The 25592-nt window shown below is 60.8% G+C and carries 24 protein-coding genes; all 24 read left to right on the top strand.

What is annotated here, in order from left to right:
- The first annotated feature begins 25 nt into the window (after positions 1–25).
- The 24 genes from PH586_RS06130 to fliP all read left to right on the top strand — a co-directional run bounded on the left by PH586_RS06130 (position 26) and on the right by fliP (position 25591).
- Positions 26–1585: a flagellar hook-associated protein 3 gene (locus PH586_RS06130; protein ID WP_271346881.1), complete on the top strand. Its 1560-nt coding sequence runs from the start codon at positions 26–28 to the stop codon at positions 1583–1585.
- 737 nt (positions 1586–2322) lie between these two features.
- The gene (locus PH586_RS06125) at positions 2323–3759 is read left to right on the top strand and encodes a flagellin (RefSeq protein ID WP_271346880.1); all 1437 of its coding nucleotides are present in this window, start codon (positions 2323–2325) and stop codon (positions 3757–3759) included.
- Positions 3760–3830: 71 nt separating this feature from the next.
- A complete protein-coding gene (locus PH586_RS06120; protein ID WP_271346879.1) occupies positions 3831–4187 on the top strand; it encodes a flagellar protein FlaG in 357 nt (118 codons plus the stop codon).
- 77 nt (positions 4188–4264) lie between these two features.
- Entirely contained in the window at positions 4265–5740 is a 1476-nt protein-coding gene (gene fliD / locus PH586_RS06115) for a flagellar filament capping protein FliD (RefSeq protein ID WP_271346878.1), read from the top strand.
- A 96-nt stretch (positions 5741–5836) separates the two neighbouring features.
- Positions 5837–6217 carry a flagellar export chaperone FliS gene (gene fliS / locus PH586_RS06110; protein ID WP_271346877.1) on the top strand — a complete coding sequence of 127 codons (381 nt, stop codon included), beginning with the start codon at positions 5837–5839 and terminating at the stop codon, positions 6215–6217.
- An 11-nt stretch (positions 6218–6228) separates the two neighbouring features.
- Positions 6229–6525 (top strand): flagellar protein FliT, encoded by a 297-nt coding sequence (locus tag PH586_RS06105; RefSeq protein WP_271346876.1) that lies wholly within the window; start codon positions 6229–6231, stop codon positions 6523–6525.
- Positions 6526–6853: 328 nt separating this feature from the next.
- Positions 6854–8326 carry a sigma-54 dependent transcriptional regulator gene (locus tag PH586_RS06100; RefSeq protein WP_271346875.1) on the top strand — a complete coding sequence of 491 codons (1473 nt, stop codon included), beginning with the start codon at positions 6854–6856 and terminating at the stop codon, positions 8324–8326.
- Positions 8327–9149: 823 nt separating this feature from the next.
- Positions 9150–10364, top strand: a complete 1215-nt coding sequence (locus PH586_RS06095) for a sensor histidine kinase (RefSeq protein WP_271346874.1) — start codon at positions 9150–9152, stop codon at positions 10362–10364.
- Positions 10365–10368: 4 nt separating this feature from the next.
- On the top strand, positions 10369–11772 hold the full coding sequence (locus PH586_RS06090) for a sigma-54-dependent transcriptional regulator (RefSeq protein ID WP_271346873.1): 1404 nt from the start codon (positions 10369–10371) through the stop codon (positions 11770–11772).
- Between the two features lie 429 nt (positions 11773–12201).
- Positions 12202–12531, top strand: coding sequence for a flagellar hook-basal body complex protein FliE (gene fliE, locus PH586_RS06085; RefSeq protein WP_271346872.1), 330 nt, complete (start codon positions 12202–12204; stop codon positions 12529–12531).
- Between the two features lie 16 nt (positions 12532–12547).
- The gene (gene fliF, locus PH586_RS06080; protein ID WP_271346871.1) at positions 12548–14344 is read left to right on the top strand and encodes a flagellar basal-body MS-ring/collar protein FliF; all 1797 of its coding nucleotides are present in this window, start codon (positions 12548–12550) and stop codon (positions 14342–14344) included.
- Positions 14337–15353 carry a flagellar motor switch protein FliG gene (gene fliG, locus PH586_RS06075; protein WP_238041711.1) on the top strand — a complete coding sequence of 339 codons (1017 nt, stop codon included), beginning with the start codon at positions 14337–14339 and terminating at the stop codon, positions 15351–15353. Before fliF ends, fliG begins: the two co-directional genes overlap by 8 nt.
- 15 nt (positions 15354–15368) lie before the next feature.
- Positions 15369–16169, top strand: coding sequence for a flagellar assembly protein FliH (gene fliH / locus PH586_RS06070; RefSeq protein WP_271346870.1), 801 nt, complete (start codon positions 15369–15371; stop codon positions 16167–16169).
- Entirely contained in the window at positions 16159–17523 is a 1365-nt protein-coding gene (gene fliI, locus PH586_RS06065) for a flagellar protein export ATPase FliI (protein ID WP_271346869.1), read from the top strand. The genes fliH and fliI overlap by 11 nt, the downstream gene beginning before the upstream one ends.
- Positions 17524–17973: a flagellar export protein FliJ gene (fliJ, locus tag PH586_RS06060; protein ID WP_271346868.1), complete on the top strand. Its 450-nt coding sequence runs from the start codon at positions 17524–17526 to the stop codon at positions 17971–17973.
- Positions 17974–18110: 137 nt separating this feature from the next.
- Positions 18111–18416 (top strand): STAS domain-containing protein, encoded by a 306-nt coding sequence (locus PH586_RS06055; RefSeq protein WP_172147002.1) that lies wholly within the window; start codon positions 18111–18113, stop codon positions 18414–18416.
- Between the two features lie 16 nt (positions 18417–18432).
- On the top strand, positions 18433–20130 hold the full coding sequence (locus PH586_RS06050; RefSeq protein WP_271346867.1) for a fused response regulator/phosphatase: 1698 nt from the start codon (positions 18433–18435) through the stop codon (positions 20128–20130).
- 30 nt (positions 20131–20160) lie between these two features.
- Positions 20161–20514: an Hpt domain-containing protein gene (locus PH586_RS06045; RefSeq protein WP_271346866.1), complete on the top strand. Its 354-nt coding sequence runs from the start codon at positions 20161–20163 to the stop codon at positions 20512–20514.
- A 216-nt stretch (positions 20515–20730) separates the two neighbouring features.
- Positions 20731–22008 (top strand): flagellar hook-length control protein FliK, encoded by a 1278-nt coding sequence (locus PH586_RS06040; RefSeq protein WP_271346865.1) that lies wholly within the window; start codon positions 20731–20733, stop codon positions 22006–22008.
- Between the two features lie 336 nt (positions 22009–22344).
- The gene (fliL, locus tag PH586_RS06035) at positions 22345–22866 is read left to right on the top strand and encodes a flagellar basal body-associated protein FliL (protein ID WP_271346864.1); all 522 of its coding nucleotides are present in this window, start codon (positions 22345–22347) and stop codon (positions 22864–22866) included.
- A gap of 13 nt (positions 22867–22879) precedes the next feature.
- Positions 22880–23851 (top strand): flagellar motor switch protein FliM, encoded by a 972-nt coding sequence (gene fliM / locus PH586_RS06030; RefSeq protein WP_271346863.1) that lies wholly within the window; start codon positions 22880–22882, stop codon positions 23849–23851.
- A gap of 62 nt (positions 23852–23913) precedes the next feature.
- Positions 23914–24384 carry a flagellar motor switch protein FliN gene (gene fliN / locus PH586_RS06025; protein WP_271346862.1) on the top strand — a complete coding sequence of 157 codons (471 nt, stop codon included), beginning with the start codon at positions 23914–23916 and terminating at the stop codon, positions 24382–24384.
- 20 nt (positions 24385–24404) lie between these two features.
- Entirely contained in the window at positions 24405–24836 is a 432-nt protein-coding gene (gene fliO, locus PH586_RS06020) for a flagellar biosynthetic protein FliO (protein WP_271346861.1), read from the top strand.
- A complete protein-coding gene (gene fliP / locus PH586_RS06015) occupies positions 24836–25591 on the top strand; it encodes a flagellar type III secretion system pore protein FliP (RefSeq protein WP_271346860.1) in 756 nt (251 codons plus the stop codon). The genes fliO and fliP overlap by 1 nt, the downstream gene beginning before the upstream one ends.
- Position 25592: the final 1 nt, after the last annotated feature.

Below are 25592 nucleotides of genomic sequence, written 5' to 3'. Positions count from 1 at the left end.
CCAGATTGCACCAAGAGGCTCAAGCATGCGCATCTCCACCATCCAGGCGTTCAATAACGGAGTCGCCGGCATCCAGCGCAACTACGCCAATGCCACCCGCACCCAGGAGCAGATCAGCACCGGTAACCGCATCCTCACCCCGGCGGACGACCCTGTCGCCTCGGTGCGCCTGCTGCAACTGGAGCAGCAGCAGAACGTGCTGACCCAGTACAAGGACAACCTCACCGCGGCGAACAACAGCCTGAGTCAGGAGGAAGTCACTCTCAACTCGGTCAACACCGTGCTCCAGCGCGTGCGCGAACTGGCGGTGCAGGCCGGTAATGGTGCGCTCAGTCAGGCGGATCGCAGTTCCATCGGTGCCGAGTTGCGTGAGCGTGAGAATGAATTGCTGACACTCATGAACACCCGTAATGCCCGGGGTGAGTATCTGTTTTCAGGCTACCAGGGTAAAAGCCCGCCGTTTGTTCGCGCCGCCGATGGCAGCTACAGCTATCAAGGCGATGAAGGTCAGCGAAAACTACAGGTGGCGAGTTCACTAAATTTGGCCATCAGCGATAACGGCAAGAAGATATTTGAAAACGTTCGCAACGCGGGGCGCATTGGTACCACCCAGATCAATAGTCCTGTGGGTTCAACCTTGCGAGCCTCTGCCCCGGTTGTGACCGATGAGGTTGCGTTTGCCGGCACCCCGGGTTTTCCGGCAGCAGGCATTGAGGTCGTCTTCCGTGATGCGCCCGACCAGCTTAGCTTTGATGCGTATGAATACCCGTGGGATGGTGTTTCGGCGGCTTTGCCCGGGGCTAGTGGTAAGCTCGATGACAAGCCCGAACAAAGCGACAGCTATCAGTTTCGCGGTGTCAGCTTCAAGTTCGATGGTGTGCCGGTCGGTGGGGAGCGGGTTGCTGTGGTACCGCAATCGGCTGGTGTTGCAGTCAGCTCCGGGTCTGCCAGTGCAGCCGACCTGCGCACGGCGATCACCGATCCGGTTGCCTTTGCCACTGCTTTCCCCACAGGCAGCGCCAACCTCACTATCGGTAATGGCGCGGCAGCCCCCAATCTGAACTTCACCCTGGACACCACGCCACCCACCAGCCTGGATTTTTCAAGCGCCCCCGCGGACTACCCGCTGCTGTTGACCACGGCCAATGGCTTGTCCATCCGTTTCGATAGCCCGCCAGCCGCTGGCGATAGCTTCGCCCTGAGTCCGGCGGCTGCTGAGGAAAAGCAGGGCATCCTCAATACGATTGCGGCTTTGCGCACGTCCTTGGAAAACCAGCCGGATACCCCAGCCGGTAACCTCAATACCCGAGACGCGGTGGCGGTGGCGCTAACCAATCTTGATAACGGCATGGAGTCCGTCTCCAGCGTTCAGGGGGAAATCGGCGCCCGCTTGAATATCATCGAATCCAGTCAGACCGATAACGAAGACGTCAGCCTGCTCAACAAGGCCGTGCAGGCCGACCTGCGCGAGCTGGATTACGCCGAGGCGCTGTCGCGGCTGTCGTTCCAGACCATCATTCTCGAGGCCGCGCAGCAGAGCTACGTCAAGATCAGTAGCCTAAATCTGTTCAATCAGCTGCGCTAACGGTTCGGCGGCCTCTGCCCTTGTAGGAGGGCCGCCCCGGCGCGAAGGGCTACATTCGATGGTTCCCATGCTCTGCGTGGTAACCCCGCTCGGGACGCTCCGCGTCCGCAGTACCGAGACGTGGAGCGTCTCTGGCTGCATGCCCACGCGGAGCGTGGGAACGATCAACGTCATCGGTTTTTTGTAGGAGCGGATTTATCCGCGAGCATCGGCGACACGTTGTCATCTCTAGTGTCGCGTCAACCCTGAAATGTCGTAACTCACCAAACGATACCCCGCGTTGCGCCGATGGTGGGTTACGGCGCAACGGATCTCGCTGGATCATCGCTATCGGCAGCGTGCGCCTAACCCACCCGAGAGGCCATTTAGCTGCAGGTTGATCGGTGACGCGACGCTGGCGCAAATCAATTCGCCCCCATAGATCAAGGCTTCTGGGCTGTGGGTGGATTAGTTACCTCTTCCTCGCTGGTATCGATGGCTCGGCGCACCCTTCAGCAGGGCTACAAAAGCCAAAAGCCGCGCCGGAAACCCGGCCAATCGTGGCGATTTACTGGCTTCTGTTCGTAATCGTCTGTTTTAAAACAATAAAAAAAATAGCAGGAGAATCTCGAAAAAAGCTAAAGCTCCCTCGGTAAGCGCCGATATAAATCTTGAATGCGAACTTTATGGGTGCCTGGGCAAAGCCGGCCCAAGGTCGCACGCTCAGGCAAACACGCTAGTCCTTGGAGGACACCATCATGGCCTTGACAGTCAATACCAACATCCCGTCGCTCAATACCCAGCGCAACCTGACCAGCACGTCCAACGCGCTGAACACCTCGCTGGAGCGTCTGTCTACTGGTTCGCGCATCAACAGCGCCAAGGACGATGCCGCCGGTCTGCAGATTTCCAACCGTCTGACCAGCCAGATCAGTGGTCTCAACGTGGCGGTGCGCAACGCCAATGATGGAATCTCCCTGGCGCAGACCGCTGAAGGTGCCTTGCAGCAGTCCACCAACCTGCTGCAGCGTATGCGCGACCTGTCCATCCAGTCCGCCAACGGTTCCAACAGCGACGCTGACCGCACCTCCCTGCAGAAAGAGGTTTCGGCGCTGCAAAGTGAGTTGACCCGCATCGCCGACACCACCACCTTTGGTGGGCGCAAACTGATGGATGGTACCTTTGGTACTTCCAGCTTTCAGGTGGGTTCCAATGCTTACGAAACCATCGACGTAAGCCTTAAGAGCGCCAAGGCCACCGATATCGGTGCCTATCAGATCGGTAATACCGGCACTACTCCTGCAACTGGTGCTGGCGTATTGGGCACGGCTGCAGCTTTCGGTGCTGTTACTGTTACTGGTGCGGGTAAGACGGAAGCTCTGACCCTTACTTCAACTAGTGCAAAAGGCGCAGCGGCAGAGCTGGACAGTGCCATTCCGGGGCTAAGTGCCACTGCGCGTACGGTCTTCAAGGCTGACGTCAGTGGCGTGGCAGCCGGCGAAGGCTTGTCGTTCACACTTACCGTGGGTACTCAATCGGTCGATTTCGTCGGAGTTAACTCCACCAAAGACCTGGCCGACCAGATGGGTTCCAATGCTGCAAAGCTGGGGATTAGTGCCAGTGTGGACAAGACAGGTGCTTTGACCGTCACCTCGGCAACCGGGGAGAACGTGACTTTTGGTGCAATCACAGAAAGTGGCGGCGGCACTGGCGTAATCAATGTGGGTATTCAGGGCGCTGATGGGGCCTTTGCGGCGCCTGCTGCCGTCGATGCTGGTGGTGAAAGTGTCATCGGTTACGTGCAGCTGAGTTCGGCGACTGCTTACACCGTAGGTGGTGCAGGGGCAGCTGCGTTGTTTGGCGAGGCGACCGCAAAACAGTCCACTGTCGCGGATATTGATATCTCCACAGCGGACGGTGCGCAGCGTGCTCTGGCGGTACTGGACAATGCGTTGTCTGGCATCGACGCTCAGCGCGCCGACCTCGGTGCGGTGCAGAACCGTTTCGACAACACCATCAACAATTTGCAGAATATCTCGGAAAATGCCTCGGCTGCCCGCAGCCGGATCAAGGACACCGACTACGCTGCAGAAACCGCTAACCTGGCGAAGAACCAAGTGCTTCAGCAGGCTGGCACAGCCATCCTGGCTCAGGCCAAGCAGTTGCCGCAGGCTGTACTCTCCCTGCTGCAGTAAGGGTACTGGTGCAGTAATAGGTGGGAGGAAGGGCTTGCTCTTCCTCCCTTTCCTCCATGGGAGGTCTAGAAATGGATATTGCCAAGCTTTCATCCTTATCGTTGCCGGCTCTGGGGCTGCGCGAGGCAGCGCGTGGGGATAGCCGCGACGCCAGTGACAAGCCTGAGGCCGTCATGGCTAAACAGGCCGACAGTGAACCGCTTGCCCGGGAGAGTCTCGACTCTGCTGTCGCGAGCATTTCCTCGTTTGTGCAGGGTGTGCAGCGCAATCTCGACTTCAGTATCGATGAGTCGAGCGGGGAAGTGGTGGTCAAGGTGACGGATCGCGATTCGGGCGAGGTGATAAGGCAGTTGCCTTCCGAGGAGGCATTGCGTCTGTCCGAGCAGCTTGAGTCTCTGCGCAGCCTGATGTTCGAGACGCGGGCGTGATGGCATGTTTATTGGTTGTTTTGTCTGTATTCGGATAAATCATCCGCTACAGACACTTTTTTTGACGGAGGTGCAACATGGCAGGCATTACAGGTATCGGTTCCGGCATGGACATCGACGCTATTGTCAAAGCCATGGTTGGCGCCGAGCAGGCTCCCAAGCAGAGCCAGCTAAGCAAGCTGGAAAGCAGAACCACCACGCAACTGACGAATCTGGGCCAGTTGAAAGGTGCTATCAGCAGTTTTCAGACGGCTCTGGCCGCGCTCAACAGCCCCTCATCCTTTCTGGCGCGCACAGCGGGCTCTTCCGACGCCAAGGTGTTGACTGCTAGCGCCAGCCAGAGCGCCGCAGCGGGTACCTTCCAAATCGAAGTCACCCAACTGGCTGCCAGCAGCAAGGTCGCGTTGGCCGCGGTGCCGGCCGCTGAGGGTACAACCTTGTCCAGTGGCACCCTGTCGATCAGGGTCGGTAGCGAAAGCATGCTGGATGTCGTGGTCGACTCCAGCAACAACACCCTCGCGGGTATTCGCGATGCCATCAACACAGCTACCGCGGGTGTGAGTGCCAGCATAGTGACGGATGACCAGGGCTCACGTCTGGTGCTAACCAGCGACAAGCAGGGCGACGGCAATGACATCACAGTTGCTGTCGCCAACGATGGCGCCGAGCCTGGCACCACGTCGTTGAGCAAGTTGACCTTTTCCGGCAACGCCGTGGCGCCTGACTCGACAGACGCGGCTATGTATCCAGGTGGCGTCAACGATGCGGCTTATCAGTCTGACCTTCAGGCATACAATGAAGCCGGCAAGGGCATCGGCACTGCGCAAAGCGCTAAGCTTACGGTCGATGGCTTGAGTGTTACCCGTGACTCCAACAGCATCAGCCAGGTCATCGACGGCGTCAGTATCGATCTCAAGACCCTGGGCTCCAGCACCCTGACGATTGCCCGGGATCAGGCCGGCGTAAAAACCAATGTGCAGAAGTTTGCCGATGCCTACAACACCATGATCAATTTCATCAATTCGGCGACCAAGGTCACCGTGGTCAACGATACCAGTGCTCCCGTAACCGGGGCTCTGCTGGGTGACAGCTCGGTTCGTTCATTGGTGAACATGGTGCGCAACGAGATGGTTGCTGTGCAGGGCGACGGGGCGGTGAGGGTGCTGGCCGATCTCGGGGTGACCACGCAGAAGGACGGTACACTCAAAGTCGACTCGGACGGGCTGGATAAAGCCATCACCAATGACTTCGACGCGATCGCTGCGTACTTCACTGGCGATAACGGCCTGGCTGCGCGCTTGACCGGCAAGCTGACCGCCTATACCGAAGGTAATGGCATCCTGGAGCAGCGTACGGACTCTCTGCAAGCCACCCTGAATAAGGTCGATAAGCAGAAGGGCGACCTGACAGCGCGCATGGCCGCGCTCAGTGAGCGCCTGTACAAGCAATTCAACGCCATGGATGCCCTTGTCGGTCAGCTGAAAAGCACCAGTGACAATCTTACCTCTCTGTTCGACAGCATGCCGGGCGTGGTCAGTAGCACTAAAAAATAGAAACGAGTTTTTTCAACGCTTAAGCCCTTTTTCCATAAAGCTCTGCGCCTCGTTGCCGATACATCTATTAGTAGCGATTAACGAGGAGAACTTTCCATGAATGCGATGTTAGCCATGAAGCAATACCAGCGCGTCAGCGTACAAAGTGAAGTATTCGAGGCTAGCCCCCATCGCTTGATTCAGATGTTGATGGAGGGTTGCCTGGAGCGTATCGCTCAAGCGCGTGGCGCTATCGGGCGCAATCTGCAAGCTGAAAAAGGCGAGTTGATCGGCAAGGCCATCTCGATCATTGGTGGCTTGCGCGAGCCGCTCGATCATCAAGTGGGTGGCGAGCTTGCACAAAACCTCGACAGTTTGTACGACTACATGATCAATCGTCTGCTTGAGGCAAATCGTGCAAACGATATGGCCCTTCTCGATGAGGTGTCTGGCCTTCTGCGTGAAGTAAAGTCGGGCTGGGATGGCATCGCAGCGTAAGGGGAGTATTCATGGCCAGTGCATTACAGCAGTTGGAAATTACCCGTCTTGCAATGGTTGAAGCGGTTGCCGGCGAGCAATGGTCGCGCATTGCCGAGCTCGACGGTCTGTGTCGTGAGCATGTCACTCATGCAATGCAGGCGAGCGACACCGATCAGCAGTCATTACGAGCAACCTTCGAGCAGCTGTTAGAGCTGTATGCCGTGATGCTTGAACGCTGCAAGCAACAGCGTGATGAGCTTGGCAGCGAGTTGATGCAACTGAACCAGGCCCAGCAAGGGGCCAAGGTCTACCAGCTATTCGGTTGATGGGTCAGACGGTTAGCCAGTCTGCAGCAATCCACCATCCGTAGGGTGCCACTCGCCGCAGGCAGTGCACCATGGATAGTTGGCGCGGCACAAAAGCTGGCGGGTTGTCGCTTCGCTCCGAAGCCGCCCTACGAGACCATCGCCCTACTGGTCCTGTTTATCCCTTCTTGCAAACAATCGCTTAGGCTATTGGTCGTGAAATTCAAAAAAGGCACGCCATAAAATTGACTGCGCTCGATAAATTGACTTTACTAGCGGCCAATTGCCAGCGTATTTGTCGTGTTCGATAAAATGCGCTTCCGTTCGCTCCCAGGATCAGATCAAAAATATGTGGCGTGAAACGAAAATTCTGCTGATTGACGATGACCACGAGCGACGTCGTGATTTGACGGTGATCCTGAATTTCCTGGGTGAAGATCATCTCGCGTGTGGCAGCCATGACTGGCAGGACGCAGTCGCTGAATTGGCCTCCAGTCGGGAGGTGCTCAGCGTCTTGCTCGGTGATGTGCAGGCCAAGGGTGGGATGCTTGAAATACTCAAGCAGTCTGCTGACTGGGATGAGTTCCTGCCGATCCTGCTGATCGAGGAGCAAGCTGCTGCGGAATGGCCGGAAGAGTTTCGCCGCCGTGTGCTGGCAACCCTGGAGATGCCGCTTAGCTACAACAAATTGCTCGACTCCTTGCACCGCGCCCAGGTTTACCGCGAGATGTACGACCAGGCGCGTGAGCGCGGTCGTCAGCGTGAGCCGAACCTGTTTCGCAGCCTGGTCGGCACCAGTCGCGCCATTCAGCAGGTGCGGCAGATGATGCAGCAGGTGGCCGATACCGAGGCCAGTGTGCTGATCCTCGGTGAGTCGGGCACAGGTAAAGAGGTGGTGGCGCGCAATCTGCACTATCACTCCAGACGTCGAGAGGCACCTTTCGTGCCGATCAACTGTGGTGCGATTCCCGCTGAATTGCTGGAAAGCGAACTGTTCGGCCATGAGAAGGGTGCCTTTACCGGCGCCATCACCAGCCGCGCAGGGCGTTTCGAGTTGGCCAACGGCGGCACCCTGTTCCTCGATGAAATTGGCGACATGCCGCTGTCGATGCAGGTCAAGCTGCTGCGTGTGCTGCAGGAGCGCACCTATGAGCGGGTTGGCAGCAACAAGACGCAAAGTGCCGATGTGCGCATCATCGCGGCCACCCACAAGAATCTGGAAGAGATGATCGAAGCGGGCAGCTTTCGCGAGGATCTCTACTACCGGCTCAATGTATTCCCCATCGAAATGGCGCCGTTGCGCGAGCGCATCGAAGATATTCCGCTGCTGATGAACGAGCTGATCTCGCGCATGGAGCACGAGAAGCGCGGCTCGATTCGTTTCAACTCGGCGGCGATCATGTCGCTGTGCCGGCATGACTGGGCGGGCAATGTGCGGGAGCTGGCCAATCTGGTCGAGCGCATGGCGATCATGCATCCCTATGGGGTGATTGGGGTGGCTGAGCTGCCGAAGAAATTCCGCCATGTCGACGACGAAGATGAGGATTTGACCGCCAGCCTGCGCGAAGACCTGGAGGAGCGCGCAGCCATCATCGCCGGGCTGCCGGGCGTCAATACGCCAGCCATGCTGCCGGCCGAAGGCCTCGATCTGAAAGACTATCTTGGCAACCTCGAGCAGGGCCTGATCCAGCAGGCGCTCGATGACGCCAGCGGTGTGGTGGCCCGGGCGGCAGAACGCCTGCGCATTCGTCGCACCACCCTGGTCGAGAAGATGCGCAAGTACGGCATGAGCCGGCGCGAGGACGAGGTTCAGGAAGATTGATACCGGGCGGCGTTCCGTTCGAAGGCGGGGCGGCTCGGGCGGCGATCCGTTCGGAGCGCAGCGACAGCTCGCCAACTTTGCGCCGCATCGATTAACCACGGTGCACTGCCTGCGGCGAGTGGCACCCTACGGATTACGTATTGTTCCAAATTCTGCGGTTTGTCCGTAGGGCGGCCTCGGAGCGCAGCGACAGCCCGCCAACTTTGCGCCGCGTCGATTAACCACGGTGCACTGCCTGCGGCGAGTGGCACCCTACGGATTGCGGATTGTCCCAAATTCTGCGGTTTGTCCGTAGGGCGGCTTCGGAGCGCAGCGACAGCCCACCAGCTTTGTGCCACGTCGATTAACCACGGTGCACTGCCTGCGGCGAGTTCACCCTACGGATCGCGGATTGTTCCAAATTCTGTGGTATGTCCGTAGGGCGGCGTCGGAGCGTAGCGACAACCCGCCAGGATGTGTGCCGCGCCGATCAATCACGGTGCCCTGCCTGCGATGTGTGGCAGCTGACGGCGTGCGGGTTGCTCCAGACCCGCGCGCCGCCATCCCGGATTGCGCTTGGGCTGATCCGGCCAGGGGACAGTCAAATCCCCCGTTCCAACCCATCCGAGTGTTGCCTGAGCAATGACGTTCGCCAGTCCGCTGTCGCGTTGGCGCCGAGTCAGGGTCTTGGCGCTGCCGTGCCCCATTCAGTCGGTGCCTTGACGTAATTGGCTATTCTGTTTTTCAAGTCATTGAAAAATAAGAATATATTATTTAGGCACGGGTATTGCTAACTCTCTCCTAACTGACTGTCTTATGACGGCTCGCCAGGCGAGAGAGAACAATGAAGCCCAACGCCCAACCTTCCCCGAATGCCGAACTCGAACCTGCGGCTCCTCAGGAGCTGACCGATCGCGCGAGCCTGGAGCAGGCCTTCGCCCGCTTCAGCCAGATGTCGACTCAGTTCAGTGAGTCCTACAGCATGCTGGAGGATCGGGTCGCCGAGTTGAAGGGGCAGCTTGCCTTGATCAGCGCCCAGCGCATGCAGGAGCTGGCTGAGAAGGAGCGCCTGGCCCAGCGCCTGCAAAGCCTGCTGGATCTGCTGCCCGGCGGGGTTATCGTCATCGACGGGCAGGGCGTGGTGCGTGAAGCCAATCCGGTGGCGTGCAATCTGCTCGGTCTGCCGCTGCTCGGGATGCTCTGGCGGCAGATTATTGCGCGCAACTTCGCCCCGCGTGAGGACGATGGTCACGAAATCTCCCTCAAAGATGGTCGGCGCCTGTCGATTGCCACTCGCTCATTGCAGGGCGAGCCGGGGCAGTTGGTGCTGCTCACCGACCTGACGGAAACCCGGCGCCTGCAGGATCAGCTGGCGCGGCATGAGCGCCTGTCCGCGCTAGGGCGGATGGTCGCCTCCCTGGCTCATCAGATCCGTACGCCGCTGTCGGCGGCGTTGCTCTATGCCAGTCATTTGACCGAGCAAGTGTTGCCGGTCGAGCAGCAGCAGCGCTTCGCCGGACGCTTGAAAGAGCGCCTGCATGAGCTGGAGCACCAGGTGCGCGACATGCTGATCTTCGCTCGTGGCGACTTGCCACTGCCGGATCGTCTGACGCCCAAGGCCGTATTCGAGGCCCTGCAGGCGGCGGCGGAGCCCCATGTGCGCGGCATGACGGTGCGTTGGCAATGCGACAGTCGAGACGGCGAATTGCTGTGTAACCGCGACACCCTGGTCGGTAGCGTGCTCAACCTGATCGAGAATTCGATCCAGGCCGCCGGGCGCGAGGCGCGCTTGAAGATTCATCTGTATCAGCGTGGCAACAGCTTGCGCCTGTGCATCAGCGACAGCGGTCCGGGCATTGACCGCGTCACCCTGGCTCGTCTGGGCGAGCCCTTCTTTACCACCAAGACCACCGGTACCGGCCTCGGCCTGGCCGTGGTCAAGGCAGTGGCGCGCGCTCATCAGGGCGAATTGCAGATGCGCTCGCGCATCGCCCGCGGCACTTGCGCCCTATTGATTTTGCCGTTGATTCCCGCGGCACACCCCTTGATTCAGGAGTAACCCCATGGCTGCCAAAGTTCTGCTGGTCGAAGATGACCGCTCCCTGCGCGAAGCCCTGGCCGATACCCTGGCGCTGGGTGGTCACGACTACCGGGCGGTGGATTGTGCCGAGGCGGCGTTGCTGGCCCTGGCGCAAGAACCCTTCGGTCTGGTGATCAGCGATGTGAACATGCCGGGCATGGACGGTCACCAGCTCTTGGCCCTGATTCGCCAGCGCCAGCCGCAACTGCCGGTGTTGCTGATGACGGCTTTCGCCGCGGTCGAGCGCGCGGTGGATGCGATGCGTCGGGGTGCGGCGGATTATCTGGTCAAGCCGTTTGAACCGAAGGCCTTGCTGACGCTGGTCGATCGCCATGCCCTCGGGCGCGTGCCGGCGGCCGAGCAGGACGGCCCGGTGGCGCTGGAGCCGGCCAGCGTGCAATTGCTCGAGCTGGCTACGCGGGTGGCGCAGAGCGACTCGACGGTGTTGATCACCGGCGAGTCCGGCACCGGCAAGGAGGTGCTGGCGCGTTTCATTCACCAGCAGTCGCCGCGGGCGGCGAAGCCCTTCATTGCGATCAACTGTGCGGCGATTCCCGACAACATGCTCGAAGCCACGCTGTTCGGCCATGAGAAGGGCTCTTTCACCGGCGCCATTGCCAGTGCACCGGGCAAGTTCGAGCTGGCCGAAGGCGGCACCATCCTGCTCGATGAGATTTCCGAAATGCCGCAAGGCTTGCAGGCCAAGTTGTTGCGAGTGCTGCAGGAGCGTGAAGTGGAGCGGGTGGGAGGGCGCAAGCCGATCAGCCTGGACATACGCGTGCTGGCCACCAGTAACCGCGACCTGGCCGGCGAAGTGGCGGCGGGGCGCTTCCGTGAAGACCTCTACTATCGCCTATCGGTCTTCCCGCTGGCCTGGCAGCCGTTGCGTCAGCGGCCGGCCGACATCCTGCCGTTGGCCGAGCGGCTGCTGGCCAAATACGTCAAAAAAATGAATCACGCGCCTATTCGTCTTTCGCCACAGGCGCAGGCGAGCCTGGTGAGTCATGCCTGGCCGGGTAACGTGCGTGAACTGGATAATGCCATTCAGCGCGCGCTGATCCTGCAGCAGGGTGGCTTGATTCAGCCGCAGGACCTGTGCCTGACAGCTGCTGTGAGTAGTCTTGCGTCTGCGCCCGCGCCGTTGCTGGCGGTGGTGCCGGCGAGCGACCCGGTGACCCCGGAACTTGTGCCGGCCGAGGTTGGCGCCTTGGGCGAAGACCTGCGCCGCCATGAGTTCCAGATGATCATCGATATCCTGCGCTCTGAGCGCGGGCGGCGCAAAGAAGCCGCCGAGCGCCTGGGGATCAGCCCGCGCACCCTGCGCTACAAGCTGGCGCAGATGCGCGATGCCGGCATGGATGTAGAGGCCTATCTGTTTGCCAGCTAGTGCTGGCAGCTGACGTTGACCGTCCGTGGCGGGGATGAGTTTAGGTATCCCCGTTTGCGCCGTATTGGCTTACGTGGCGGTATCTTCGAGTTGCGGCGAGTGACACCCAGGTATCGCCGGGTATTCAAAACTCCCCGATACCCACGGAAACCACCGGGCTGCCTCGGGGCGCAGCTTGCCTGCCAGCTTTTGTCTCGCCGCTGAACCTATGGCGCACTGCCTGCGGCGAGTGACGCCCTGCAAGTTACGGATGGCTTGAGGTCGCAGGGCGGTCCGGGCGGCGATCCGTTCGCAGCGCAGCGAAAGCCCGCCAGATTTCACGCCGCGCCATAGCCATTCTCTTTGCCCACCTTACCTGGCACCCTTGTTGCTACTACCTCTGGTAAGAGCCGCGTAGTGTCAAAAAACCGCGGCCAGTGGAGGAAGGTCATGAGCCAGGGTATTGAATTCAATCGCTTGATGCTGGAAATGCGTTCCATGCAGACCGAGGCGATGGCGCGGCAGAAGCCTGTCGCCAGCGCAGCGGAAGCCGGCGCTCCGAGTTTCTCGGATATGCTGGGTCAGGCGGTGAACAAGGTCAACGATACCCAACAGGCCTCCAATCAACTGGCCACGGCCTTTGAGATGGGCAAGAGTGGTGTGGACTTGAGCGATGTGATGATTGCCTCGCAGAAAGCCAGCGTGTCTTTCCAGGCCATGACCCAGGTTCGCAACAAACTGGTTCAGGCGTATCAAGACATCATGCAGATGCCGGTTTAAGGGTAGGTTCTAGATCATGGCCGACGCACTCGCCACCAACGTTCCTGCCACCACCGCTGGCAATGATTCGAACAAGCCGCTGTTCGGCCTGGCGTTTCTGGAAAATCTCTCGGATATGTCGATGCTGCGCCAACTCGGCCTGCTGGTCGGTTTGGCTGCCAGCGTCGCGATTGGCTTTGCCGTGGTGCTCTGGTCGCAACAGCCGGATTACCGCCCGCTGTATGGCAGCCTGGACGGGATGGACGCCTCCCAGGTCATGCAAACCCTGGGCGCCGCCGACATCAGCTATACCGTCGAGCCAAATTCAGGCGCGCTGTTGGTCAAGGCCGATGATCTGGCGCGGGCGCGCATGCGTCTGGCCGCTGCCGGCGTGGCGCCGAGCGATAACAACATAGGTTTCGAGATTCTCGACAAGGAACAGGGGCTCGGCACCAGCCAGTTCATGGAAGCCACCCGCTACCGGCGCGGCCTAGAAGGCGAGCTGGCGCGCACCGTGTCCAGTCTCACCAACGTCAAGGGCGCGCGGGTGCACCTGGCAATTCCGAAAAGCTCGGTGTTCGTGCGTGACGAGCGCAAGCCCAGTGCCTCCGTATTGGTCGAGTTGTATTCCGGGCGCAATCTGGAACCGAGCCAGGTAATGGCCATCATCAACCTGGTTGCCAGTAGTGTGCCGGAGATGGACAAGGCGCAAGTCACCGTGGTCGATCAGCGGGGCCACCTGTTGTCCGACCAGCAGGAAATGTCCGAGCTGAGCATGGCCGGCAAGCAGTTCGACTACAGTCGGCGCATGGAGAGCATGCTCACCCAGCGCGTGCACAATATTCTGCAGCCGGTGCTGGGCGCCGGGCGCTACAAGGCCGAAGTGTCGGCCGATGTAGATTTCAGTGCGGTCGAGTCCACCTCGGAAATGTTCAACCCGGATCAGCCGGCGTTGCGCAGTGAGCAGCAGGTCAATGAGCAGCGCAGTACGGGTAGTCTGTCGCCGCAAGGCATTCCAGGCGCGCTGAGCAATCAGCCGCCGGGCGCGGCAGCCGCCCCTCAGCAGGCCGGTGGCGCGGCTGCCGTGGCCGGGGCGGTTGCCGCGGGTCAGCCGCTGGTGGACGTCAATGGGCAGCAGGTCATGGATCCTGTGACCGGTCAGCCGATGCTGGCGCCTTTCCCGGCGGACAAGCGCGAACAGTCGACGCGCAATTTCGAACTGGATCGCTCGATCAGCCACACCAAGCAGCAGCAGGGGCGCTTGCGGCGTTTGTCGGTGGCGGTGGTGGTCGATGATCAGTTCAAGGTCGATGCCGCCACTGGCGAAACCAGCCGCATGCCCTGGAGCGTCGACGAATTGGCACGCTTTACCCGGCTGGTACAGGATTCGGTCGGCTTCGACGCCAGTCGCGGCGACAGCGTGAGCGTGATCAATACCCAGTTCTCTGCCGTCCAGGGCGAAGAAATCATCGATATTCCGTTCTACACCCAGCCCTGGTTCTGGGACATCGTCAAGCAGGTGCTCGGCGTGCTGTTCATTCTGGTCCTGGTCTTCGGCGTCTTGCGCCCGGTGCTGAACAACATCACCGGCAACGGCAAGGGCCGGGAGCTGATGGCGGGTGGCCGCAATGGCGATGTCGAGCTGGGTGAGATGGGTGGTCTTGATGGCGAGCTGGCGGCCGACAGAGTCAGCCTCGGCGGCCCGCAAAGCATCCTCCTGCCTAGCCCGAGCGAGGGGTATGATGCCCAGCTCAATGCAATCAAGAGCCTGGTGGCGGAAGATCCGGGTCGGGTCGCCCAAGTGGTGAAAGAGTGGATCAACGCCGATGAATGAGAATCGTACAGCCGCCAAGTTGAGCAAGGTCGAGAAGGCCGCGATCCTCTTGCTTTCGCTCGGTGAAACCGATGCCGCGCAGGTACTGCGCCACCTCGGGCCCAAGGAAGTGCAACGGGTAGGCGTGGCCATGGCCGGCATGCGCAACGTGCACCGTGAGAAGGTCGAGCAGGTGATGGGTGAATTCGTCGACATTGTCGGCGACCAGACCAGCCTGGGCGTAGGTGCGGACGGCTATATCCGCAAGATGCTGACCCAGGCGCTGGGCGAAGACAAAGCCGGCAACCTGATCGACCGCATCCTGCTCGGCGGCAGCACCAGCGGCCTGGACAGCCTGAAATGGATGGAGCCGCGTGCGGTGGCCGATGTGATCCGCTACGAGCATCCGCAGATTCAGGCGATTGTGGTGGCGTACCTCGATCCCGACCAGGCCGGTGAAGTACTTGGCCATTTCGACCACAAGGTGCGGCTGGATATCGTTCTACGCGTGTCCTCGCTGAATACCGTGCAACCAGCGGCACTCAAGGAACTCAACCAGATTCTCGAGAAGCAATTCTCCGGCAGCACCAACAGCACCCGCGCCGCCCTGGGTGGGATCAAGCGGGCGGCCGACATCATGAACTTCCTCGACAGCTCGACCGAAGGTCAGTTGATGGACTCGATCCGCGAAGTCGACGAAGATCTGTCGTCGCAGATCGAAGACCTGATGTTTGTCTTCGACAACCTCGCCGAGGTCGACGACCGCGGGATCCAGGCGCTGCTGCGCGAGGTCTCCTCCGATGTGCTGGTGCTGGCGCTCAAGGGCGCGGACGAGGCGATCAAGGAGAAGGTGTTCAAGAACATGTCCAAGCGCGCGGCCGAGTTGCTGCGCGACGACCTGGAAGCCAAGGGCCCGGTGCGGGTCAGCGACGTGGAAACGGCGCAGAAGGAAATTCTCACCATTGCCCGGCGCATGGCCGAAGCCGGGGAAATCGTCCTCGGTGGCAAGGGTGGCGAAGAGATGGTTTAACCGGAGAAGATCGGCATGGCCCCCAAGGAAGCGCCCAGCGAGTTGATTCGCGCCCAGGACATCAGCGCTATCGATCGCTGGGCTTTGCCCAGCTTCGATCCGCATGTCGAGGAAGCCGCCGTTGATCCTGCGAGCGAGGCGGCCGCGACCGAGGCCGACCAAGTGGCTGCGGCCGAGTCCGAGGATGTGGCTCTGGAGGACGTCAAGCCCTTGACGCTGGATGAACTGGAGGCGATACGCCAGGACGCCTACAACGAAGGTTTCAGCGCCGGCGAGAAGGACGGCTACCACAGCGGTCAGCTGAAGGCCAAGCAGGAGGCCGATACCGCGCTGGCCAGCAAAATGCTCGCCGTGGAGCAGTTGATGCAGCAGCTGTTCGAGCCCATCGCCGAGCAGGATCAGCAGCTCGAAGTGGCGCTGGTCAACCTGGTCAGCCATATCGCCCGTGAGGTGATCCAGCGCGAGCTGAATATCGATTCCAGCCAGATTCGCCAGGTCTTGCGTGAAGCCCTCAAGTTGTTGCCAATGGGGGCCGGCAATGTGCGTATTCATCTCAACCCGCAAGACTTCGAGGTGGTCAAAGCCCTGCGCGAGCGACACGATGAAAGCTGGCGCATAGTCGAAGACGACGCCTTGTTGCCAGGTGGTTGCAGAGTCGAGAGCGAGCATAGTCGCATCGATGCGAGCGTCGAAACCCGCCTCAGCCAAGCGCTCAAGCAGCTGTTCGAACAACAGCGCGAACAAGCCACGCATCCGCTGGAGGCCGATATGCATATCGACCTGGACGTGGCCAAGGAACCACCCCATGCGTCTTGAGCGCATCAGTTTTGCCAAGCGTCTGGCCGGCTACAGCGAGGTGGTCAAGCTTCCCAGCCAGCCCGTGGTCGAAGGGCGTCTGCAACGCATGGTTGGTCTGACCCTGGAGGCCGAGGGGCTGCGCGCGGCTCTCGGCAGCCGCTGCCTGGTGATCAACGATGACAGCTATCACCCGGTGCAAGTCGAAGCCGAGGTGATGGGGTTTGCCAACGACAAGAGCTTTCTGATGCCGGTTGGCAGCCTGGCCGGCATTGCGCCTGGGGCACGCGTAGTGCCGATACCGGACAGCGGACGTTTGCCAATGGGCAAGTCGATGCTCGGCCGGGTGCTCGATGGCACCGGGCGGGCGCTGGATGGCAAGGGCGGGATGAAGGCCGAAGACTGGGTGCCGATGGATGGGCCGACGATCAACCCGCTGAAGCGCCACCCGATCAGCCAGCCGCTGGATGTCGGCATCCGCAGCATCAATGGCCTGCTCACGGTCGGGCGCGGCCAGCGTATCGGCCTGTTCGCCGGCACCGGGGTCGGCAAGAGCGTGCTGCTGGGCATGATGACGCGCTTTACCGAGGCCGACATCATCGTGGTCGGCCTGATCGGCGAGCGTGGCCGCGAGGTCAAGGAATTCATCGACGAGATCCTCGGCACCGAAGGCATCAAGCGTTCGGTGGTGGTCGCCTCGCCAGCGGACGATGCGCCGCTGATGCGTCTGCGCGCGGCCATGTATTGCACGCGCATCGCCGAATACTTTCGCGACAAGGGCAAGAATGTCCTGTTGCTGATGGACTCGCTGACCCGCTTCGCCCAGGCCCAGCGTGAAATCGCCCTGGCCATTGGCGAACCCCCGGCGACCAAGGGCTACCCGCCGTCGGTATTTGCCAAGCTGCCCAAACTAGTCGAGCGTGCCGGTAATGCCGAGGAGGGTGGCGGCTCGATCACCGCGTTCTATACGGTATTGAGTGAAGGCGACGATCAACAGGATCCGATTGCCGACGCCGCACGCGGCGTGCTCGACGGTCACATCGTGTTGTCGCGGCGTCTGGCCGAGGAGGGCCATTACCCGGCCATCGACATCGAAGCCTCGATCAGCCGGGTCATGCCGCAAGTGGTGACGAGCGAACACCAGCGCAGTGCGCAACGCTTCAAGCAGCTGTGGGCACGCTATCAGCAGAGCCGCGACCTGATCAGCGTCGGTGCCTACGTGCCCGGAGGCGATGCCGATACCGACCTGGCCATCGCGCGCCAGCCGGCGATGGTCCGATACCTGCGCCAGAGCCTGGGCGAAAGTGAAGGCCTGGAACGCAGCAGTGCGCTGCTGGCGGCGACCTTCAACCCCAATGCCGCGCCGGGGGGCTAAGTGTCGACAAGTCGCGCCGCGCGTCTGGCGCCGGTTATCGTCATGGCCGAGCGCGCCGAACGCGAGGCTGCCATGCAGGTGGGGCACTGCCAGGGGCTGTTGAGCCAGGCCCAGGTCAAGCTGGGCGAGTTGGAGCAGTACCGCGGCGATTATCAGCAGCAGTGGATCAGCGAAGGTCAGCGCGGCGTTTCCGGGCAATGGCTGATGAACTATCAGCGTTTTCTTTCCCAGTTGGAAACCGCCATCGGCCAGCAGCGTCAGACCATGGCCTGGCATGGCAACAATCTGGACAAGGTGCGAGTGGTCTGGCAACAGCGTTATGCGCGCCTGGAAGGTTTGCGCAAGTTGGTGCAGCGCTATCAGGATGAGGCTCGCTTGAGTGCGGACAAGCGCGAGCAAAAACTCCTCGATGAGTTGGCCCAACGCCTACGCCGGGACGATTTCGCTTGATTGCCTGTTGCCGCTAGCGCTTGCGAGTGCTACATCTTGATCACACGGATCGTGCATTCAGACTCGATCAGTCGCGATAACCATCGCGCAGTTTTGTCTGGGGCGATCGACTGTTCTGCTCGAGTAAGGAGTTCTGTATGGCTATCACCTCGCTGCCCTCGCCTGATGGGCAAGAGTTGACCATTGTGATTCAAGGACGTTTCGATTTCGGCGCGCATCAGGAATTTCGTGATGCCTACGAGCGCGTCAACCTCAGTCCCAAGCGCTATGTGGTGGATCTCAAGGGCACGACCTACCTCGACAGTTCGGCGCTCGGCATGTTGCTGTTGTTGCGTGATCACGCCGGTGGCGATCACGCGCAAATCCGCTTGCTCAACTGCAACCCGGATGTGCGCAAGATCCTCGCCATTTCCAACTTCGAACAACTGTTCCAGATCACCTAGCTCGAGTTCCTCGGCCATGCCAGCGCGCCTGTCGATTCTGATTGCCGAGGACAATGCGGCCGACCGTATGTTGTTGTCGACCATCATCAGTCGTCAGGGCCATCGCAGCCTGACCGCCAGCAATGGCCTGGAGGCGGTCGCCTTGTTCGAGCAGGAGCGTCCACAGCTGGTATTGATGGACGCCCTGATGCCGGTCATGGATGGCTTCGAGGCGGCACGCCGGATCAAGCAGATGGCCGGCGAGGAGCTGGTGCCGATCATCTTCCTGACCTCGCTGACCGAAGGTGAAGCGCTGGTGCGCTGCCTGGAAGCGGGCGGCGATGACTTTCTCGCCAAACCCTACAACCGGGTAATCCTCGAGGCCAAGATCAATGCCATGGATCGCTTGCGCCGTCTGCAGGACACCGTACTGCAGCAGCGCGACCTGATCGCCCAGCACAATGAGTACCTGCTCAACGAGCAGCGCGTGGCCAAGGCGGTATTCGACAAGGTGGCGCATTCCGGATGCCTGGCTGCGCCGAATATCCGCTATCTGCAATCGCCTTATGCCTTGTTCAATGGCGACCTGCTGCTCGCCGCGTTCAAGCCTTCGGGTGGCATGCATGTGCTGCTCGGCGACTTTACCGGCCATGGCCTGCCGGCGGCGATTGGCGCCATGCCGCTGGCCGAGGTGTTCTATGGCATGACCGCCAAGGGCTATTCCCTGACGGAGATCCTGCGCGAGATCAACGCCAAGCTCAAACGCATTCTGCCGCTGGGTGTGTTCTGTTGTGCCACCTTGCTCAATATCAGCTTTCAGCGTCGGGTCGTGGAGGTGTGGAACGGCGGTTTGCCGGATGGCTATCTGCTACGCGCCAGCGGTGGCGAGCGGGTGCCCCTGGTGTCACGGCACCTGCCGTTGGGTATCCTGGATGCGGCTGCGTTCAATGACCACTATGAGGTTTTCCCCCTGGAGTTGGGCGACCGGATTTTCCTGTTGTCCGATGGCGTACTGGAAGCCTGCAACCAGCAGGGCGAACTGTTTGGCGAGAAACGCCTGCACAGGGTGTTTACCGCCAATCGGCAGCCGGCGCTGCTATTCGCGGAAATTCAGCAGGCGCTGCTGAGTTTTCGTGGCGAGTTGCAGGACGATGTCAGTCTGGTTGAAGTCAGCATGGTCGAGGAGGGTAGCCTGAGTCGTGGGCCATTGACCTTCACTGGCAGTGGCCAGCACAGCCCGCTGGATTGGTCGGCGAGCTTCGAGTTCCGTGGCGAAACCCTGCGCCATTTCAATCCGCTGCCGTTTTTGTTGCAGTTGCTGATCGAGGTCGAGGGCTTGCGGCCCCAGGGTGGCGCCATCTATAGCGTGCTCGCCGAACTCTATTCGAATGCCCTGGAGCATGGGGTGCTGGGCCTGGACTCGAGCTTGAAATGCAATGCCGAAGGCTTTGCCGAGTATTACCAGCAGCGCAGCGCCCGCCTGGCTCAGTTGCGCGAGGGTTATGTGCGTTTCCATCTGCAGCTGCTGTCCGAGTCCGGCGGTGGACGTTTGATCATCCGGGTCGAAGACAGTGGCTCGGGTTTCGATGGGCAGGCGATCCTGGAGCAACAGCTGCGCATTGATCGCTTGTGTGGTCGCGGCCTGGCTCTGATTCGTCAATTGAGCGAGCGCTGCACCTGGCCCGTGGATGGGCAAGGAGTCAGCGTGGAGTTTTCCTGGTTGGCTGGGGCATAATCCCGCGCCTGATGATCAGGGAGTGAGTCGATGTCAGATATTCATCTCGATAGCGCGGTATTGGCCGCGTTGCAGGATGTCATGGAGGATGAGTATCCGGTGTTGCTGGATACCTATCTGGCGGATTCCGAAGAGCGCCTGCGCTTGTTGCGTCAGGCCATGCGTGAGGCTGACGCGCAGGGCTTGCGCCTGGCGGCGCACAGCTTCAAGGGCAGTTGCAGCAACATGGGCGCGCCCATGCTTGCCGACCTGTGCAAGCAGCTGGAGGAAGTTGGGCGGCGCGATTCACTGGCCGAAGCCCCTGGGCTGATCGAGCAGATCGAGCGTGAATTTGCCATCGTGCGTATCTTGTTCAAGTCCGAGCGCCAGCGTTATCGAACATGAAAGGGCGGACCGCTCAGCGGTTGTGAAAAAATAGAGCGCAGCAGCGGGCAGCTGGGGGCGGCCGCAGTAGGTGGTTTTTTTTCACAGCCTCTCAGGGCAGCAGGCAGTTGATCCAGCCTGAATGGCGCTTCACGATCCCAATTCCCCAGCGTGCTGCCAACTTGGCCCGGCCCTTGCTAACCCTATGGCACGACCCCATTTGAATGGAGAATGCCCATGGCCGTCGCCCCCGATCCGCTCCTCCGGTCGGCCCCGCAGCTAAAGCCGAAAGCCTCTGCGGGCAAAGCCCCGGAGAAGCCGGCCGAGCCCCGCAAGAACGAGGCTTCCAGCTTTGCCCAGGTGTATGCCAAGGAGCGTCAGGCGAAAGCAGCAGAGCGCAGCGATGCGTCTGCCAAGCCCCATCGCCCAGGCAAAGCCGAGACGCAGGATGCACGGGACCCGCAAGTTCAGGAGGCTGCGGCTGTCGCTCAGCAGCCGGAGTTTGCCGATAGCGGCAAGCTTTTGCCGAGCGATGCAGGTGTGGAAGAGCCTGCCCTCGATCCATTGCTGGCGTTGGGCTCCGTCGTTCAGCAGTCGCCCGATGGCGAAGCGCCAGACCTGGACCTCGACCTCGCCGGTGAGCCGCAGCCGATGATGACGGCCGCGCTGCCGGATGCCTGGCCGAGCCAGTTGCCGGCGGCGAACGCCGATCCTGAACTGGATGCGCTGGATCAACTGCCGGCCGTGCGCATGGCGCTTGAGTTGGGTGCTAAAGCCAAGGCCGCAGTGGCCGAGCAGAGCGCGCCGGGCAGTGTGGCTACGCAAACGGCGCAGAGCGCCGGGCAAAGCTTTGCCAGCGCCCTCGCGGCCATGGGCTCCGAGTCAGCAGAAGCAGAGGCCGATGTGCCGGTACTCGAGCTGACCGCCGAGGGTTTGCAGGCTCTCAAGGAGAGCGCCGCCGACACCCGCCCGGAAAACTTCGTCGCCAGGCTCAGCGCGCTGAGTCAGGCCGTGGCTCAGCAGACCGCGCAAGCACCCCGCGCCGGGCTGATGGCCGGTCAGCCGGTGCCGATGCAGCAGGCTGGGTGGAGCGAGGCGGTGGTGGATCGGGTGATGTTGCTCTCCAGCCAGAACCTCAAGTCTGCCGAGATTCAGCTCGATCCGGCCGAGTTGGGACGCCTGGAAGTGCGCATCAGTGTCAATCAGGAGCAGACTCAGGTGACCTTCGCCAGCGCCCACGCCGGGGTGCGTGACGCCCTGGAAGGGCAAATGCACCGGCTGCGCGAGATGTTCACCCAGCAAGGCATGAACCTGCTCGATGTCAACGTTTCCGATCAGTCGCTCGGCCGTGGTTGGCAGGGGCAGGAGCAGGGGCAGGGGCGCGATGCTGAGGGCCGTGGCGCGGCGGGTAATGAGCAGCTGGGTGGCGTTGAGGACACGCATGCGCCCCTTGGCGTGGAACTCAACAACAACCTGCCCGGCAGTGGGCGTGGCATGGTCGATTACTACGCCTAACCGATGGTTGATACACACCGCGTCCTGATCAGTCGCGGCACTCCGTTCCATGGGGCGGCGGCACAGGCTGGCATCTCGGCAGTGCGCGCAACTCACTCACGCCCGGCCCCGTAATGGGGTCGGGCGTGGTCGTTTTCGGGTGACAGCAAGAGGCGGGACTGGTATACCCGCTGGCCATCGTTGAGTCGAACCTCGATCATGCTAGCTGCTGCGCTATTTGTCCGGGTGTTGCGCGCAATCGGATTCCGGCGAGCGGCAGATGTTTGTAAGCTGGCATAACACTTGCTCACACCCTTTGAATACGGATTGAACTCCGATTAGTGACGGATAATTGGCATGGCTAAGAAAGACGCGGCGCAAGACTCGGTCAGCGCCGAGGCGAAACCGGCCGGTAAGTTGAAACTCATCATCGTGATTGTCCTGGCCTTGCTCCTGGCCGTGGGATTGTCGGTGGGCGGCACCTGGTACTTCCTGCACAAGGGTGCGGCCAAGAGTGAGGTCGAGACGGCATCCGCAGAGCCTGCGGTGCCCGTCAAGCAAGCGGCGATATACGAAGAGCTTACGCCAGCGTTCGTGGTCAATTTCACCCATAACGGGCGGGCACGCTACATGCAGGTCAGTATTGCCTTGCTGGTGCGTGATCAGGCGGCGCTGGATGCACTCAAGGTGCATATGCCGGTCTTGCGCAATCGCCTGGTGATGTTGTTTTCCAGCCAGGAATTCGAGTCGTTGATCACTCCGATAGGCAAGGAAATGCTCCGCCAGCAGGCTACGGCCAGCGTGCAGGAGCTGGCCCAGAAGGAGACGGGCAAGCTGACCGTCGAGCAAGTGCTGTTCACCAATCTAGTGCTGCAATAGCCGGGGGCTTCGTATGGCTGTGCAAGACCTGCTTTCCCAGGATGAAATCGATGCGCTCCTGCACGGCGTCGATGACGGGCTGGTCGATGCCGAGGACGAAGTCGAGCCGGGCAGCGTCAAGCAATATGACCTGACCAGCCAGGACCGCATCGTCCGTGGGCGCATGCCGACCCTGGAAATGATCAACGAGCGCTTTGCCCGCTACACCCGCATCAGCATGTTCAATCTGCTGCGTCGTTCGGCGGATGTGGCGGTAGGCGGCGTGCAGGTGATGAAGTTCGGCGAGTACGTGCATTCGCTGTATGTGCCGACCAGCCTCAATCTGGTGAAGATGAAGCCGTTGCGCGGCACCGGCCTGTTCATCCTGGATGCCAAGCTGGTGTTCAAGCTGGTCGACAATTTCTTCGGCGGCGATGGCCGGCATGCCAAGATCGAGGGTCGCGAGTTCACCCCGACCGAATTGCGCGTGGTGCGCATGGTCTTGGATCAGGCGTTCGTCGACCTGAAAGAAGCCTGGCACGCGGTCATGGACATCAACTTCGAGTACGTCAATTCGGAGGTCAATCCGGCCCTGGCCAACATCGTCAGCCCCAGCGAAGTCATTGTGGTGTCGACCTTCCACATCGAACTGGACGGCGGTGGCGGCGACCTGCACGTCACCATGCCCTATTCGATGATCGAACCGATCCGCGAGATGCTCGATGCCGGTTTCCAGTCCGACGTCGACGATCAGGACGAGCGCTGGGTCAAGTCGCTGCGCGAAGACATTCTCGACGTCAGCGTGCCACTCGGCGCCACTGTGGCGAAGCGCCAGCTGAAGCTGCGTGACATCCTGCACATGCAGCCGGGCGATGTGATTCCGGTGGATATTCCCGACAACATAATCATGTGCGCCAATGGTGTGCCGACCTTCAAGGTCAAGCTGGGCGCGCACAAAGGCAACCTGGCGCTGCAAGTGTTAGAACCTATCGACCGCCAGCGCTGACAGGGTGTTATTGCCCAGCACTGCGCTCGCCCAATCCGCTACCAGCCAGCCGAGGACACACGATGGCAGACGAAAATGAACACACCTCCCCCGAGGAGCAGGCGCTGGCCGACGAGTGGGCAGCCGCCTTGTCCGAGTCCGGTGACGATGCCAATCAGGATGATATCGATGCCATGCTTGCCGTCGGTGGGATGGCTGCACCGGCTGCGCCCCGTGCCCCCATGGAAGAATTCGGCAGCGCGCCCAAGGGTAATCTGCCCGTCAGCCTGGATGGGCCGAATCTCGATGTGATTCTCGATATTCCGGTGTCGATCTCCATGGAAGTCGGCAACACCGATATCACCATTCGCAATCTGTTGCAGCTCAACCAGGGGTCGGTGATCGAGCTCGATCGTCTCGCTGGCGAGCCGCTGGACGTGCTGGTCAACGGCACCCTGATTGCCCATGGCGAAGTGGTGGTGGTCAACGAGAAGTTCGGCATCCGCCTGACTGACGTGATCAGCCCCAGCGAACGGATCAAGAAACTGCGCTAATGCACCGACAGAGCCCGCTCATGTACAGACTTTCCGGCGTTGCCTTGCTCCTGCCGTTCACCGCCCTGGCCGCCGAGCCGGCAGCGCAAGCGGCCGTGCCCATGGCCGGCAGCGGCATCACCGGGCAGCTGCTGCAGTTGCTGCTTGGCCTGTTGCTGGTGGTCGGCCTGATTTTTCTGCTCGCCTGGTTGATGCGCCGGATCCAGCAGCTAGGTCCGCGCGGCGGCCAGGTGATCAAGATAGTCGCCAGTCAGGCCCTGGGCCCTCGTGATCGGTTGGTGCTGGTGCAGGTCGGCGGCGAACAGCTGCTTCTCGGTCTGACGCCGGGACGCATCGCGCCCTTGCATGTGCTGAAAGAGCCGGTGCACTTGCCTGATGGCGAGCCGGCCTCGACCGAGTTCGCCCAGCGCCTGATGGAGTTGTTGGGCAAGGACCAGAAGGACAAGTCTTGATGAGCGCGTTGCGCCTGCTGTTGGTTCTGCTGTTCACCCTGGTCGCGCCCGCGGTGTTTGCCGCCGACAATCCGCTGTCGATTTCGGCGATCACCCTGAGTACCGACGCTGAAGGTCAGCAGGAGTACTCGGTCAGCCTGCAGATCCTGTTGATCATGACGGCGCTGAGTTTCATTCCAGCGTTCCTGATGCTGATGACCAGTTTCACTCGCATCATTATCGTCTTCTCGATCCTGCGTCAGGCCCTGGGCCTGCAGCAGACGCCGTCCAACCAGATTCTCATCGGCCTGGCGCTGTTTCTGACCCTGTTCATCATGGCGCCGGTGTTCGAGCAGATTAATAACGATGCCCTGCAGCCTTATCTAAACGAGCAATTGCCCGCCCAGGAGGCGATTGCCAAGGCTGAGGGGCCAATCAAGAACTTCATGCTGGCGCAGACCCGCGAAAGCGATCTGGAGCTGTTCATGCGCCTGTCCAAGCGTACCGATATCGCCAGCCCGGAAGCTGCACCGCTGGTTATCCTGGTGCCGGCGTTCGTGACCTCCGAGCTGAAAACGGCGTTCCAGATCGGTTTCATGATCTTCATCCCGTTTCTGGTGATCGATCTGGTGGTGGCCAGTATCCTCATGGCCATGGGCATGATGATGCTCTCGCCGCTGATCATTTCCCTGCCATTCAAGATCATGCTGTTCGTTCTGATCGATGGCTGGGCATTGATCATGGGCACCCTTGCCGCCAGCTTCGGAGGGACCTAGC

It is taken from the genome of Pseudomonas aestuarii (assembly GCF_027988105.1).
Lineage (GTDB): Bacteria > Pseudomonadota > Gammaproteobacteria > Pseudomonadales > Pseudomonadaceae > Aquipseudomonas > Aquipseudomonas aestuarii.
Note: the sequence above shows the minus strand (reverse complement) of the source record. Positions and strands in the feature narration are given on the sequence as shown.